Source organism: Bradyrhizobium sp. RD5-C2 (assembly GCF_019972155.1).
In the GTDB taxonomy this organism is placed as follows: domain Bacteria; phylum Pseudomonadota; class Alphaproteobacteria; order Rhizobiales; family Xanthobacteraceae; genus Bradyrhizobium.
In genome coordinates this window covers 68,084-82,125 of the sequence record NZ_BOVL01000020.1, presented here as the reverse complement: position 1 = coordinate 82,125, position 14,042 = coordinate 68,084, and the positions used below count along the sequence as shown (strand labels likewise).

Sequence of the window (14,042 nt, the reverse complement as noted above, 5' to 3'; positions counted from 1 at the left end):
CCAGCCATAATGGTCCGTCGTCAGCATCTCGCCGTCGCGCCCGTCATCCTCGCGGCGGATGATGGCGGCATCGATGTCGCCGCGATCGAAGGCGGTGAGGAGATCGCGGGAATCATCGAGCCGGACCTCGATGGTGAGCGCGGGATCGTGTGCGTGGAGCCGCGTCAGCAGGGTTGGCACCTCGGCGCCTCCGACATGGGTGGCAATGCCGAGCGAGAAGCGGCGTGGCCGCGCGGGCGACAACCCCGCGACGGCGCGATCATGTGCGGCGAGCAGGTCGCGTGCGGGCGCGAGGAAGGCGGCGCCCTGTGCCGACAGGCGCACCAGGCGCGGTGTGCGCTCGATCAGCCTGTGGCCGACCTGGCTCTCGAGCCGCTTCAGCTTGACGCTGATCGCACCCTGCGTGGTGCCGAACGCTTCGGCCGCGCGCGTAAAACTCCTGAGGTCGGCGATGGTCACGAAGGTCTTCACGGCATCGATGTCGAGCGTGGTCATGTCAGTCATCCGGAATTGTTGTCTCTGAAATATCTAGTCATCCAATTCACCAATGCTCAAGCCGTGACTAGCTTTCTGCTGTGAAGCGCCGTGGCCACCCGATTCCTGCCGCTGCTGCCTCAACACATCGTGAGTCGATCGACCGACGCTGCTGCCAGCACCCTGGCAACAGCGTGCGGTATGCCGTTGGCTTGCCACAACAAAAGGCCTGATCATGTCCTCTGAACTGAGCCGCCGCGGCGCCGTCGTGTTGTCCGCCGTATGCCTTGCCTGCCTGATGTTTGGATTGGAGATATCCAGCATTCCGGCGATCCTGCCGACGCTGGAGCGGGTGCTGCATGCCGACTTCAAGGCGCTGCAATGGATCATGAACGCCTACACGATCGCGGTGACCACGGTGCTGATGGCGATCGGGACGGTCGCGGACCGCTATGGGCGCAAGCGCATCTTCCTGGTCGCGATCGCCGCGTTCGGCATCACCTCGCTGATCTGCGGCGTCGCCTCGAGCGTCGAAATGCTGATTGTCGCCCGGTTGCTGCAGGGGCTGAGCGGCGGCGCGCTGTTGATCTGCCAGATCGCCGTGCTGTCGCACGAATTCCAGGGCGGCCGGGTGCGCGCCGTCGCCTGGGGCTGGTGGGGCGTGATCTTCGGCATCGGCCTCGGCTTCGGGCCGATCATCGGTGGCGCCGTGGTCGCGCTGCTGAGCTGGGAATGGGTGTTCCTGGTCCACGTGCTGTTCGCAGCGGTTGCGTTCGTGCTCACGATCGGCGGCGTGCATGAATCGAAGGACCCGAAGGCGAGCAGCCTCGACGTCGCCGGCATCGTGACGATGTCGCTCGCGGTGTTCTGCCTCGCTTTCTACATCACGCAGGGGCCGGATCTCGGCTTCGTCAGCCCGAAGGGGCTCGCGATCCTCGGTGTTTGCGTGCTGAGCTTCATCGCGTTCCTCGTTGCCGAGAGAATCAGCCGGCGGCCGATGTTCGACTTCTCGGTGTTTCGGATCCCGGCTTTCTCCGGCTCGATCGTCGGTTCGGCCGCGATGAACCTCAGCTACTGGCCGTTCATGATCTATCTGCCGATCTGGTTTCACGCCGGCCTCGGCTATGACAGCGTGTCCGCCGGCCTGGCGCTGCTCGCCTACACGCTGCCGACGCTGGTGATGCCGCCCTTCGCGGAACGCCTGTCGTTGCGCTACCAGCCGGGCCTGATCATTCCGGCGGGACTGTTCACCATCGGCATCGGATTCATGCTGATGAAGTTCGGCAGCGCCACAGCACAGCCCGACTGGCTGACGATGCTGCCGGGCTGTCTGATCGCCGGAGTTGGCCTCGGCATCACCAACACGCCGGTCACCAACACGACGACGGGCTCGGTCTCGAGCGATCGCGCCGGCATGGCCTCCGGCATCGACATGAGCGCGCGGATGGTTTCGCTGTCGGTCAACATTGCCTTGATGGGCTTCATCCTGGCGAGCGGGGTGCTGGCGCATCTGAAAGCCGTGCTGCCCGCGCTGGACGGCGCCCAGCTCCGCAGTCTCGCGGAACGAATCGCTTCCGGCGATGCCGCATCCGCGCCGGAGCTGACCGGCCCCGTCGTGCATCAGGCGCTGGCGAGCGGCTTTGGCTGGGTGATGCTCTATGGCGGCATCGGCGTCTGGATCATGGCCGCGGTCAGCTTCCTGATCTTCAACGCGCGACCGGTGCGGCAGGCCGAAGTTCAATGCACCAAGTGAACCTGATGTCGTCGCGCCCGCCCCGGGACAGGGGCGGGCAGGCGGCATCGGTCACTTCACGAGGGTCAGCAGCGGCTTGTCCTTCTCGACGATATAGGTCGCAAGCTCGCTGGCGGTGACATTGCCGACGTTCCTTGCCGCATGGATCGTGCCTGCGGGGATGAACAGCACGTCGTCCGGCTTCAGCGTTGCCGGCGGTCTGCCGTCGACATCGTATTCGAGCGTTCCGGCGAGCACATAGATGATCTCTTCGCCGGGATGCGTATGGCGGCCGAAGGCCTTGCCGGGCGCGACGTCGACACGCACCTGGACGGCTTCACGTCCGGGCGCGCTGAGGTCATGGCGCTGCAGGTCGGTTCGCGCGATGCCGGCCGGCTGCGCCTGGGCCGTCGGGATCGTCAGGAGACTTCCGGCGATCAGGGCCGCTCTTGCGAGCAGGCGCGTCGCCGTCATCAGCTTGCTGGTCATCTTGAACTCCGGGGTTGTCTTCTGGACTTGTCCGACCGCGAACCGGCAGGCGGCCGGTCCGCGTCGGAGGTCGTCACGCGATCGTCTCAAACGAGGGTCGTGGTAACGTCGATGTTGCCGTGGACTGCCTTGGAGTAGGGGCAGATGCCGTGCGCGGCTTCGATCAGCTCCTGCGCAACTTCGCGCTCGACGCCGGGAACGTGGACGTTGAGGCGCGCGCTCAGAAAGAAGGCGCTGCCGGCCTGGTTCAGATCGATCTCGGCGTCGACCTCGGGCTCGCTCGCGAGCTTGACCTTGCGCTGTCCGGCGGCGAGCTGGATCGCGCCGATGTAGCAGGCCGACCAGGCGGCGGCGAACAGGTTTTCGGCAGCCGGGTGCGGCTGCGGCAGCTTGACGTCGAGGAAGCCGTCGCGCGAGCGAGCGGCGCCGTTCGGGCCGGCGGTGACGTGGGTCTTTCCGGTGACGAGAACCTTTGCATTGGCGGTCATGGCGAGCTCCTTTGGTTGAATATAGATCGTATCCGATCTAATCGGATGCGTGTTGAAATAGATCTCGCATTGGGCCGTGTCAAGCTCTTCCGATTTAATCGGATACGATTTATATTGGCGGGACCTCACAAACTCCGGAGACGTCCGTGACCCGCACCGCCAAGGCCGAGACCAAAGGCCGAAAACTGTCGAATTTTCTGTGCTTTGCGGTCTATTCGGCCAATCTGGCCTTCGGCCGCGCCTATAAGCCGATCCTCGACGCGGTCGGCCTGACCTACACCCAGTACATTGCCATGATCGCGCTGTCGGAGGCCGACGAGCAGACCGTGAGCGCGCTCGGCGAGAAGCTGTTCCTGGAATCCAACACGCTGACGCCGATCCTCAAGAAGCTGGAGCAGAGCGGCTATATCAGCCGCGTCCGCGATCCCGCCGACGAGCGGCAGGTGCGGGTGAGCCTGACGGCGGCGGGCCGGCGCCTGCTCGACAAGGAGATCAACGCGTCCCTGGTCGACGCCACCGGGCTCGGCGAGGAATTTCCGATCGTGCAGAAGAGCGTGGTCAGGCTACGCGACAATCTGCTGCAGCACACGCGCGGCGATTCGAAGAAGGGTTGATGCTGCGGCAGCGGCACGTCGGTGCACGACGTGCGCCGAACCAAATTGTAACGGGCTGTATCCTTAGTGCATGCTTCCGCACTTTCGCCACGGCGCAATCGGCAACTCCGCTCCGCCTTTGGAAGACGCGGAGGAGAGTTCGACTTGCGCAGGAAGTTGCCATTCGTCTGCGGGATAATCGCGACGACAAGTCTGATTTGTACGGCGGTGCCGCTTGCCGTAGCGCAACCGGTCTCACCGGATCGAGCGCAGCCTTCGCCGCGCGCGGGCGGCGATCGTTCGCCGGCGGTCGCGGCCGAGATTTGGGACGCCAACCATGATGGCGTCTACACCTGCGACGAATGGAAGGCCTATCTCGGGCGGCTGTTCGATCGCGCCGATCGCAATCACGACGGACAACTCACGCCTCCGGAGTTCGAGGGCGTTCGTCGCGCCGGCAGCGCGCTCGTCGATGCGGATTTCGGCTATTTCGACGAGAACCAGGATGGCAGGATTACCCGCCGCGAGTTCGTCGAGAAGCCGAACGAATTCATCCTGCAGAACGACAAGAACGGCGACTGCCGCGTCACGTCGGAGGAGCTCAAGGGGTCGCCGACCGAGCAGAAGCAGCCTGGCGGCAGGGGCAAGCGATCCTGAGGGTCTAGCCAGACACCAACTCCGGAAGCGCGGGGCGCGTCGGGCTTGCCCCGCTTCGATCCGATCCAAGATGCACGGCCCCTGGCAATTTGATCCGGACAAGCAGGCCGTGCGGTACATTGTCGTGCAGGGACAACTCGCCGCCATGGCCGCACACCATGGCTTGAGCGATCGACAGACCGAGCCCGAAGCCGCTCTTTTCATCCATGGTGCGGGCCTCGTCGCCGCGGACGAAAGGCTTCAACATCTCCGCTCGGCGGTACTCCGGAATCCCCGGGCCGTCGTCCGATACGTCGATGGTGGCGTGATCGGTGGATGCGGTCAGCCGGATATCTACCTCGCTGCCGAACCGCAGAGCATTTTCCACCAGGTTCGTCACGGTCCGGCTGATATCGCTGGGGCGGATCAATAGCGAAGCCCTGAGCGGGCCGTGGTAGCGCACGACATGGCCGCAATCGGAGAACTGCTCGGCTATCGTCTGCAGCAGGGCGGCTACGTTCACAAGCGTCGGCTTCGCCGCGCTGCCGCCGCTCAGGAATGACAGCACCGATTCCAGCATGGCCTGCATCTGGTCGAGGTCGTGCAGGGTCTCCGCGCGCTGGGCATCGTTCTCGATATATTCGGATCTGAGCCGCAGCCGGGTGATCGGTGTTCGCAAATCGTGACTGATGGCGGCGAGCATCCGCGTGCGGTCGTTCATCAGCGTGGTGATGCGCTCGCGCATCCGGTTGAGCGCGACCGCGGCGGCGCGGATCTCCTCCGGCCCGGTCTCGGCAAGCGGAGCGGCCGCCTGGCTGATGCTGAAATTCTCGGCGGCGCGGGCAAAGGCGGAGAGCGGAGCACTGAGCACGCGGCCAGCCCACACGCCGAGCAGCGTGACGCTCACGAACAGGAACAGGAATGTGCTGAGCCAGAAGGCGCCGAAGAACGGCGGGATCTTTGCCGGGCCGATGGTCGCTTCGAGCAGGGCGCCATCCGGCAAGCGAACCACCGCCGGCGCGGTCTTCGTGGAAAACTCCAGATCGACATCGTCGACGCCTGATGCTCCGGACGACGCATCGCCGGATGCGCCCGGACCTGCGTCGCGCAATGCGAAATGCAGCCGGGGAAACGCCCGGTCGGCAGCCTGCAACAGCGTTGCGCGCTCGGCCGCAGGGGTCTCGGCCAGAAGCTTCGCAACCAGCTGGAACTGATGGATCGGCCTGTCCGCGAACGATTTCGGTTTCTGGCTGGTGAAATAAAGCCCGATCAGCGCGTGGATCAGCACCAGCGACAACAGGATCAGCGCGCCGATCTGGCCGCTGATCCGCCGGAAGCTGAAGAGCGCGGCAATCCTGCGGGTCCAGCTCATGCATCCTCCACATGCGGCGTGAAGATGTAGCCGCCGGTCCGCACCGTCCTGATCACCGACGGTCCTTCGCTGGTATCGAGCTTGCGGCGGAGCCGGCTGACGAGCACGTCGATGCTGCGCCCGAATGGGCTGGCAGGCCGGCTGCGCGTCATGGTCAGGAGGCCGTCCCGCGTCAGGATCCGGCCGGGCCGCTCGCAGAAGGCCTGCAGCAGGTCGAACTCTGCGCTGGTCAGCGGGACCTGAGCGCCGTCGGGATCGCGCAGTTCGCGCAGGCGAAGATCGATGGTCCAATCCTGGAAGCGCAGGCGCGCGGCGCTCTGGCCGGAGCGTCCGGCAAGACCGGCCTGGGTCTGGCGGCGCAGCACCGCATTGATCCGCGCCAGCAGCTCGCGCGGATTGAAGGGTTTGGCGAGATAGTCATCCGCTCCCATCTCGAGCCCGAGGATCCGGTCGAGGTCCTCGCCCTTTGCCGTGAGCATGATGATGGGAATCGTCGAGTCGCTGCGAAGGCGGCGGCACAAGGTCAATCCATCCTCTCCCGGCAGCATCAGGTCGAGCACGACGAGATCGAGCGAGTGTCCGGCAAGGTAACGATCCATTTCCTTGCCGTTCGAGGCGGTGGCCACCAGACACGATTGGTCGCGCAGGTAACGGGCAATCAAGTCTCTGGTCGGCAGGTCGTCCTCGACGACCAGGATTTTTGGTGTATGTGCGAGCATGGTTTACGACTGGGCCTCGTCTTCAGGTCATTTGCGCGCATTGCAGCGCGCTGGCTTAGCCACCAATCGACCAGCATGCGCATCGCTTGTGGGCGGCATTGCGCCTTTTCGTCAGCATAGTGTTTCTGAACTGTAAGCGGCGGGCGCGGCCGGAAACAAAACCGGGACGGCGCCTGCGTCGTACAGCGCTCACAGTCCCCAATCACTGGAAATATTCCCGCAATCCCGCAGCCACACCACAGCCATCACCATCCCGCCACAACGGGCGACTGGTTCGCGAGGTGTGGAATGAAGATGTGGCTGAGCTTTGTCGCAGCGCTTGCGCTGACGGGATTTTCGATCCCGGCGACGTCGGTGAACCGGCCAGTGACTTGGTCAGTGACTTGGCTGTTGTTGGCACCGGCGGCGGCCCAATCGGTCGATGCGATCGCGATCGAAGGCAACCGGCGGGTCGAGGCGGAGACCATCCGCTCCTATTTCAGGCCGGGGCCGGGCGGTCATCTCGACCAGGCTGCGATCGACGATGGACTCAAGGAGCTGGTCGGGACCGGGTTGTTCCAGGACGTGAAGATCAATCACGCCGGCGGACGGATCGTCGTCTCGGTCGTCGAGAACCCGGTGATCGACCGCGTCGCGTTCGAGGGCAACAAGAAGGTCAAGGACGAGCAGCTCTCGGCCGAGGTGCAATCCAAGCCGCGAGGCACGCTGTCGCGACCGATGGTGCAGTCGGATGCGCTGCGGATCGCCGAGATCTATCGCCACTCCGGCCGCTACGACGTGCGCGTCACGCCCGAGATCATCGAACGCTCCAACAACCGCGTCGACCTCGTCTTCACCGTCGACGAGGGCGCCAAGACCGGTATCAAGACCATCGAGTTCATGGGGAACAACAGCTTCACGGCGGCGCGGCTGAAGGACGTAATCAAGACCCATGAGACGAACTTCCTGAGCTTCCTCGGCAGCGCCAACATCTACGACCCCGACCGCGTCGAGGCCGACCGCGACCTGATCCGCCGCTTCTACCTGAAGCATGGCTATGCGGACGTGCAGGTGGTGGCCGCGCTCGCCGAATATGACCGAGAGAGCAAGGGCTTTCAGGTCACCTTCAAGATCGATGAGGGACAGCAGTACCGCGTTGCGACGGTCAGCTTCCGCTCGACCGTTGCAGGCTTCGATCCAAGTATCCTGCGTCCGCTTTCGCGGGTCAGCGAAGGCTCGCTCTACAATGTCGAGGCGATCGAGAAGTCGGTCGAGGACATGCAGATCGAGGCGTCGCGCCGCGGCTACGCGTTCGCGGTGGTCCGTCCGGACGGCGAGCGGAATTTCGAGGCCCACACCGTGGGAATCATGTTCCGCGTGGAGGAGGGGCCGCGCACCTATATCGAGCGGATCGACATTCGCGGCAACGGCCGTACCCGCGACTACGTGATCCGGCGCGAGTTCGATCTCTCCGAGGGCGATGCGTATAACCGTGCGCTGGTCGATCGTGCCGAGCGGCGGCTGAAGAATCTGGACTACTTCAAGACAGTCAAGATCACCACCGAGCCCGGCTCGTCGAGCGACCGCGTGGTCCTGATCGTCGATCTGGAGGAGAAGTCGACCGGCGACTTCTCGGTCTCGGGCGGTTACTCCACGACCGACGGCGCGCTCGCCGAGGTCAGCGTCTCCGAACGCAACCTGCTCGGCCGCGGCCTGTTCGCGAAGGCAACCGTCAGCTACGGCCAGTACTCGCGCGGCCTGTCGCTGTCCTTTGTCGAGCCGTATCTGCTCGACTACCGCGTCGCGCTCGGGCTCGATGCGTATTACAAGGAGCAGCTGCCGACCGACTACACGACCTATGGCGTGAAGACGATCGGGTTCGCGCCGCGGCTGGGTCTCGCCTTGCGCGAGGATTTGACGCTCCAGTTGCGCTATTCGCTCTATCAGCAGGAAATCTCGCTCGATAGCGCCTACAACAACTGCAACAACAATGCCTCCAACACCTCGCTCGCGTTCAACCCGACGCCCGCTTACATCAAGGACGTGCTTGGCGGCGTCGATCCGACCAACTCGGTCTCATCAGGACTCTATGGATATGGTTGCTACGGCGACGGCGAATCCACCTTGCCGGTGCGCAAGGAGCTCGCTGCGGGCGCGACCTGGACCTCGGCGATGGGCTATACCCTGACCTACAACACGCTCGACAACAACAAGAACCCGACCGACGGGCTGCTGATCGACTTCAAGCAGGATTTCGCCGGCGTCGGCGGCGACGTGACGTATCTGAAAAGTGCGGTCGACGCGAAATACTATACGCCGCTGGTGTCCGACCTCGTCGGACTGATCCACCTGCAGGGCGGCGTGCTCACCAAGGTCGGCGACAATGATCTGCGCATGCTGGATCATTTCCAGATGGGACCGAACCTCGTGCGCGGCTTTGCCACCAACGGCATCGGGCCGCGTGACATCACTTACGCGAGCTTCGGGGCGGTTGGCGATGCGCTCGGCGGCACCAAATATTGGGGTGCGTCGATGGAGCTGCAGATGCCGTTCTGGTTCCTGCCGTCGGAGGTTGGGTTGAAGGGGGCGGTCTACGCCGATGCCGGCTCGCTCTGGGGGTACGAAGGGCCGACGTCGTGGACTGCGACCGGCGAGGTCAACACGCCGGCGTGCCCGACCTGCGGCTTGCAATACGATGACCAAAACGTGGTGCGAACCTCGGTGGGCGTCGGTCTGATCTGGGCGTCGCCATTCGGGCCGCTGCGCTTCGACTACGCGGTGCCGATCACCAAGGGCAAGTACGACATCGTGCAGGAGTTCAGGTTCGGCGGCGGGACGTCGTTCTGAGCTGGCAAGCGTGCCGCTAGACTAGTCGACAAAGCCGCGGGGCGACGGTCTGATCAGTCTATCGATGCCGGGTTGCCGCCAAGCGTCGCCAGCACGAAATCTGAGCGCTTGGACGGCGCTATCTTCGGCAGGCTGATGACGTCGTAGCCGAGCATGGGAAACGCCTCCATCAGCCGCTGATACTCCGCCATCGCCGCCTCGAAGTCGTGCCGTCGCTCAGCATCGGTGACGTAGATCTCCGGCCACGGCGGCGTCATGAACACGCGAACGTGGTAGCGATGGTCGGAGCAGATCGGGCGCAGCACCGGCTCGCCCGTTAAAGCCTCCAGCGCTGACGCGGCGTCGACGAGGCCGCGATCGAAGAACACCCAACCGGAATGGGCCTCGGCCATCGCCATATCCTTCATCGCGACGTCAATGGCGCGGCGCAGGAAGGCCGCCGGATCGACCCAGGGCAGGGCGTTGCCACCGGATGCATGCTCCTCAGCGATAATGCGGCGGCCGGGCTCTTCGACGACCGGATAGCCGCGTGCGCGCAGTTCGGCCAGCAGGGTCGATTTTCCGCCGCCGGAGCAGCCGGAGATCAGGACGAAGCGATTTTCCAAGCGAGTCCTTCGATAAGCATGAGACGGCGCGGGCAGGTGCATGACACGAATGTAGAGCGCCTCATCTAACCCGACCTGACAGCCCGCAATCGGTCACCGAGCCGCTCATTGATATTCTCGACACGAGGCAGCACGCCTAAAGTGAAGCCCGCTCATGGTTTCGCGTTTCCCACTGACTGTTCGGAGAGCTGGCTATGGCTATGAGGCAGTTTTCAGAGAATCTTCCGTCGAAAGGGCAAATATATGACTATTGGAAGCACCGGCTTTCTCGGTTGTACTTTCATGTCGAGCCGAGGAAGCCACGCTGCTGGGCTTGCGGCTTTAATTATGGCTCAAGGTACGACATCAAGCGGCCGGACGTGGGTTGGGACGAAATCCTGCGACATTGGGACCGTATTCCCCTTCAACGTTGTCACATAATTCCCAGATCGCTCAGTGGACGCGACAATCTGTCAAACCTATTCTTGCTGTGCCGCGAGTGCCACGATCTGATGCCCAATACGAATATTCCTGAGGTGTTTTTCAGGTGGGGTCGCACCCAAAACTGGGAGTCTCGCGAGGATGCCAAGCTTCGAGACGCGATGAGAGCCTTCCGCGTCGACGCGGACAGCTTGCGACATCTCGATCAGGTGATTAACTCATCCGAGTTCAGATCTTGGATGTCGGGCAAATTTGGGTTGCATCGCCCACAATCAAACTACGCGCCGATTTCTTCGCGGCTCACGCCGGCTACGCTTGTAGGGTTGGCTGTCCATTATCATCGTGAATTCGCCGCGCATCTTGGAGATGGCGGGGCGCACCCCGCAAGTAAGCAATAGTCGCACGGTTGCGCGCTTAACCAATCCTTTCAAGCCATGCAGGTAAATTTGGCCGAGGTTGCGCTTGTCGGCGGTATGAATCGAGGACACATGGCATCACGCTTGATCAGCTGCATGGCGTTCATGCTGCTACTTGGGCCCACAGCGCTGCTTCCTTCGCGCGCAGCTGAAACCAGCGCGCCGATCCGCATCGGCACGGTGCTGCCGTTCTCCGGTGGCGTTGAGCTGTATGGTCAGCAGGCCAGGCTCGGGCTCGATCTTGCCGCTGGGGATATCAACGCTGCGGGCGGCATTCTCGGCCGGCCCGTGGAGGTGATCTATGCCGACGACAAGACGCGGCCGGAGTCGGCCGCCGAGGCCATGCGTTCACTCGTCGAGAAGGACGGCGTGCTGGTCGTGGTCGGTCCGATCACCTCGCGCAACCTGAATGCGCTGGTGCCGCTTGCCGAGAGCTTGAAGACGCCGCTGCTCTACGCCACCAATTACGAGGGCGGCAAATGCAGCCGCTATCTGTTCTCGTTCGGCGCGGTGCCGAACCAGGAGCTCGGCCAGCTGCTGCCCTACATGACGCAGACCTACGGCAACACGTATTTCCTGCTCGGCGCCGACCGCGTCTGGCCGCATCAGATGTTCGGCATCGCGCAGCCCTTGATCGAGCAGCTCGGCGGCAGGGTGGTCGGGACAAAGTACACGCTGGGGACCGAGACGGATTTTTCCCCGCTGATCAAGGAGGTCGCCGCGAGCAAGGCCAAGGTGCTGCTGTTTGCGCTGAAGGGTGACGGGATGGATTTCATCCGGCAGGCCGACGAGGCCGGGTTGCTGAAGGAGATCACGGTCGCTTTCCTCGGACTGTCCGAGGTCGATCTCGGCATCTTCCGCGGCAAGGGCCAGAACATGGTCACGGTCGTGCCGGCGGTCGCGGCGAGCGAGGATCCGTCCGTGAAGGCGTTCGTCGCAAAGGCGCGCGCCGCCGCAAACCCGGGCGTCGCGGTGTCGAACTATGTGATGACGCACTACAACACCCTGATCGCGCTCAAGGCGGCGGCCGAGAAAGCCGGCAAGCTCGACAAGGAGGCCATCATCGACGCGATGGCTGGCCTCACCATTGCGTCGCCGACCGGCCCGGTGACGCTCGGCCAGGATCACCACGCGGCGATGAACATGTTCATCGCCAGGACGCAAGGTTCCGAACTGGTGCAGGTCCGGCCGCTTGGCGAGATCGCGCCGCAGCCCGGATGCAGTCTGGCGGGTCGCTGAGGGTAGGCCGCGTATGAGCCTTGAAGGCCGCCACGGTCGCAAAAAAGTGAGCTAGGGCGGTCGTCCGCTGTCGGTTCCATCCCGGTCCGTTCGTCTTTCAGCCAGAACGCACTGCATGGGAGTTCCGGAATGACCAATTCGACCTATCGCTGGGTGATTGTCGCGGCCGGCGGCCTGCTTGGCTGCGTCGCGATCGGCGGCATGTTCTCGCTGCCGGTGTTCCTGCAGCCGATGGCGCGGGAGACCGGCTGGTCGGTGACCGGCATCTCTAGCGCGATGACGATCGGCTTCCTCGCGATGGCCTTCACCAGCATGATCTGGGGCACGCTGTCCGACCGCTTCGGGCCGCTCCCGGTGGTGCTGACCGGATCGGTCGTGCTGGCGGCAAGCCTTGCGCTCGCAAGCCAGGCACCCTCACTGCTGGCATTTCAGCTTCTCTTCGGCGCGCTGGTCGGCGCGGCGACGGCGGCGATCTTCGCGCCGATGATGGCCTGCGTCACCGGCTGGTTCGACACCCATCGCAGCCTCGCCGTCTCGCTGGTGTCGGCCGGCATGGGCATGGCGCCGATGACGATGTCGCCGCTCGCGGCCTGGCTGATCTCCCACCATGACTGGCGGACGTCGATGCTGATCATCTCAGGCGTGGTCGGCGCGATCATGATCCCGGTCTCGTTCCTGGTTCGCCGCCCGCCGGCGCTGCAAGGCGGCCACGCCGAAGCGGCTACCGCGAACGGGGAGCCGCCGATGTCGCTGGCGCAGGCGCTGCGCTCGCCGCAATTCATCATCCTGATCGCAACCAATTTCTTCTGCTGCGCCACCCATTCCGGGCCGATTATCCACACGGTGAGCTACGCGGTCACCTGCGGCATTCCGATGGTCGCGGCGGTGACGATCTACAGCGTGGAAGGGCTCGCCGGCATGGGCGGCCGCATCGCCTTCGGCCTGCTCGGCGACCGCTTCGGCGCCAAGCGCGTGCTGGTGCTGGGGCTGCTGGCGCAGGCATTCGGCGCGCTCGGCTACGTCTTCGTGCGCGAGCTGGCCGCGTTCTATGCGGTCGCGGCGATCTTCGGCTTCATCTATGCCGGCACCATGCCGCTGTATTCCGTGCTGATCCGCGAGAATTTTCCGCTGCGGATGTTGGGCACCGTGATCGGCGGCACCGCGATGGCCGGCAGTCTCGGCATGGCGACCGGCCCCTTGGCCGGCGGCCTGATCTACGACACCTTTGCGAGCTATACGTGGCTCTATGTCGGCTCGTGGGCCGTCGGCCTCGGCGCGTTCCTGATCATGATGACGTTCCGGCCGATGGCGGCGGCGCGGTCCTCGGCGGTGCCCGCGCCGGCGTGAGTCCGGTGCGCACGTGAAGCCGTCTGCTTCACGCGCGGCTGCGCTTCGGCCGCCGGATCGCGCGCACCTTGTTGTTGGTCGAGCCGCTGCCGCAGAAGAACCGGTCCTTGCCGTCGGACTCGAGCCCGGAGACGAACACGCCTTGCGGCATCTCCAGTCGTTCCATCACCTCGCCGCTCTGCGGATCGATACGGCGGACGTCGCTCTGGTCCTCTTCCCAGGTGCCGTGCCAGAGTTCGCCATCGACCCAGGAGACGCCGGTGACGAACCGGTTGCTTTCGATGGTGCGCAAAACCTTGCCGGTTTCTGGATCGACCTGAACGATGGTGCGGTCGCGATACTGGCCGACCCACAGCGAGCCTTCCGCCCAGGCAAGACCTGAGTCGCGGCCGCCGCCGGGCGAGGGGATCGTCGATACCACGCGTCCGCTGTTCGGCTCGATCTTCAGGATGCGGTCCTCGGCGATCTGATAGAGGTGCTTGCCATCGAAGGCGGTGCCGGCATGGGCCGCGATGTCGAGGGTGCGGATGGTGTCGCCGCTGTCGGGATCGAAGGCGACCAGCCGGCCACCGGCCGCGAACCAGACCTGCTCGCCGTCGAAGCTGACGCCGCCCACGCTCTCGACGCCCTCGAAGGCATATTCCCGGATGATCTCGGCCTCGGACTTCTTCATGCGGCGCTCCTGT

General features: G+C 64.2%; 14 protein-coding genes. 7 read left to right on the top strand and 7 right to left on the bottom strand.

The annotated features are described in order from the left end of the window. Nucleotides 1-495: LysR family transcriptional regulator (locus BraRD5C2_RS25300; RefSeq protein ID WP_223972830.1), on the bottom strand; the 495-nt coding region annotated here is incomplete at its 3' end. A gap of 214 nt (nt 496-709) precedes the next feature. Here BraRD5C2_RS25300 and BraRD5C2_RS25295 point away from each other — a divergent pair. Then, nucleotides 710-2,227: an MFS transporter gene (locus BraRD5C2_RS25295; protein WP_223972828.1), complete on the top strand. Its 1,518-nt coding sequence runs from the start codon at nt 710-712 to the stop codon at nt 2,225-2,227. Between the two features lie 51 nt (nt 2,228-2,278). Here BraRD5C2_RS25295 and BraRD5C2_RS25290 read toward each other — a convergent pair whose 3' ends face one another. Together BraRD5C2_RS25290 and BraRD5C2_RS25285 are read right to left on the bottom strand one after the other, a co-directional pair. After that, nucleotides 2,279-2,680: a cupin domain-containing protein gene (locus tag BraRD5C2_RS25290; protein ID WP_223973967.1), complete on the bottom strand. Its 402-nt coding sequence runs from the start codon at nt 2,678-2,680 to the stop codon at nt 2,279-2,281. Nucleotides 2,681-2,781: 101 nt separating this feature from the next. Beyond that, nucleotides 2,782-3,183 (bottom strand): Ohr family peroxiredoxin, encoded by a 402-nt coding sequence (locus BraRD5C2_RS25285; protein ID WP_057019809.1) that lies wholly within the window; start codon nt 3,181-3,183, stop codon nt 2,782-2,784. 146 nt (nt 3,184-3,329) lie between these two features. On the opposite strand from BraRD5C2_RS25285, the gene BraRD5C2_RS25280 reads away from it, so the two are divergent. Both BraRD5C2_RS25280 and BraRD5C2_RS25275 read left to right on the top strand, forming a co-directional pair. After that, nucleotides 3,330-3,797, top strand: coding sequence for a MarR family winged helix-turn-helix transcriptional regulator (locus tag BraRD5C2_RS25280; protein ID WP_223972826.1), 468 nt, complete (start codon nt 3,330-3,332; stop codon nt 3,795-3,797). Between the two features lie 144 nt (nt 3,798-3,941). Then, entirely contained in the window at nt 3,942-4,433 is a 492-nt protein-coding gene (locus tag BraRD5C2_RS25275) for an EF-hand domain-containing protein (RefSeq protein WP_223972824.1), read from the top strand. Nucleotides 4,434-4,437: 4 nt separating this feature from the next. Here BraRD5C2_RS25275 and BraRD5C2_RS25270 read toward each other — a convergent pair whose 3' ends face one another. Next, nucleotides 4,438-5,784 carry an ATP-binding protein gene (locus tag BraRD5C2_RS25270; protein ID WP_223972822.1) on the bottom strand — a complete coding sequence of 449 codons (1,347 nt, stop codon included), beginning with the start codon at nt 5,782-5,784 and terminating at the stop codon, nt 4,438-4,440. Beyond that, complete coding sequence (locus BraRD5C2_RS25265) at nt 5,781-6,503, bottom strand: response regulator (protein ID WP_223972814.1); 723 nt, start codon at nt 6,501-6,503, stop codon at nt 5,781-5,783. The genes BraRD5C2_RS25270 and BraRD5C2_RS25265 overlap by 4 nt, the downstream gene beginning before the upstream one ends. 288 nt (nt 6,504-6,791) lie before the next feature. Here BraRD5C2_RS25265 and bamA point away from each other — a divergent pair, with 288 nt between their 5' ends. Then, a complete protein-coding gene (bamA, locus tag BraRD5C2_RS25260; RefSeq protein WP_223972812.1) occupies nt 6,792-9,329 on the top strand; it encodes an outer membrane protein assembly factor BamA in 2,538 nt (845 codons plus the stop codon). A 53-nt stretch (nt 9,330-9,382) separates the two neighbouring features. Here the strand turns inward: bamA and BraRD5C2_RS25255 are convergent, their stop codons facing one another. Beyond that, entirely contained in the window at nt 9,383-9,976 is a 594-nt protein-coding gene (locus BraRD5C2_RS25255) for an AAA family ATPase (RefSeq protein WP_223972810.1), read from the bottom strand. A 152-nt stretch (nt 9,977-10,128) separates the two neighbouring features. On the opposite strand from BraRD5C2_RS25255, the gene BraRD5C2_RS39720 reads away from it, so the two are divergent. From BraRD5C2_RS39720 to BraRD5C2_RS25240, 3 genes are all read left to right on the top strand, one after another. Further along, nucleotides 10,129-10,752, top strand: a complete 624-nt coding sequence (locus tag BraRD5C2_RS39720; RefSeq protein WP_374708045.1) for an HNH endonuclease — start codon at nt 10,129-10,131, stop codon at nt 10,750-10,752. 90 nt (nt 10,753-10,842) lie between these two features. Further along, nucleotides 10,843-12,009 carry a substrate-binding protein gene (locus BraRD5C2_RS25245; RefSeq protein ID WP_223972808.1) on the top strand — a complete coding sequence of 389 codons (1,167 nt, stop codon included), beginning with the start codon at nt 10,843-10,845 and terminating at the stop codon, nt 12,007-12,009. Between the two features lie 129 nt (nt 12,010-12,138). Continuing rightward, nucleotides 12,139-13,356 (top strand): MFS transporter, encoded by a 1,218-nt coding sequence (locus BraRD5C2_RS25240; protein WP_223972805.1) that lies wholly within the window; start codon nt 12,139-12,141, stop codon nt 13,354-13,356. A gap of 28 nt (nt 13,357-13,384) precedes the next feature. Here BraRD5C2_RS25240 and BraRD5C2_RS25235 read toward each other — a convergent pair whose 3' ends face one another. Then, complete coding sequence (locus BraRD5C2_RS25235) at nt 13,385-14,029, bottom strand: Vgb family protein (protein ID WP_223972803.1); 645 nt, start codon at nt 14,027-14,029, stop codon at nt 13,385-13,387. Nucleotides 14,030-14,042: the final 13 nt, after the last annotated feature.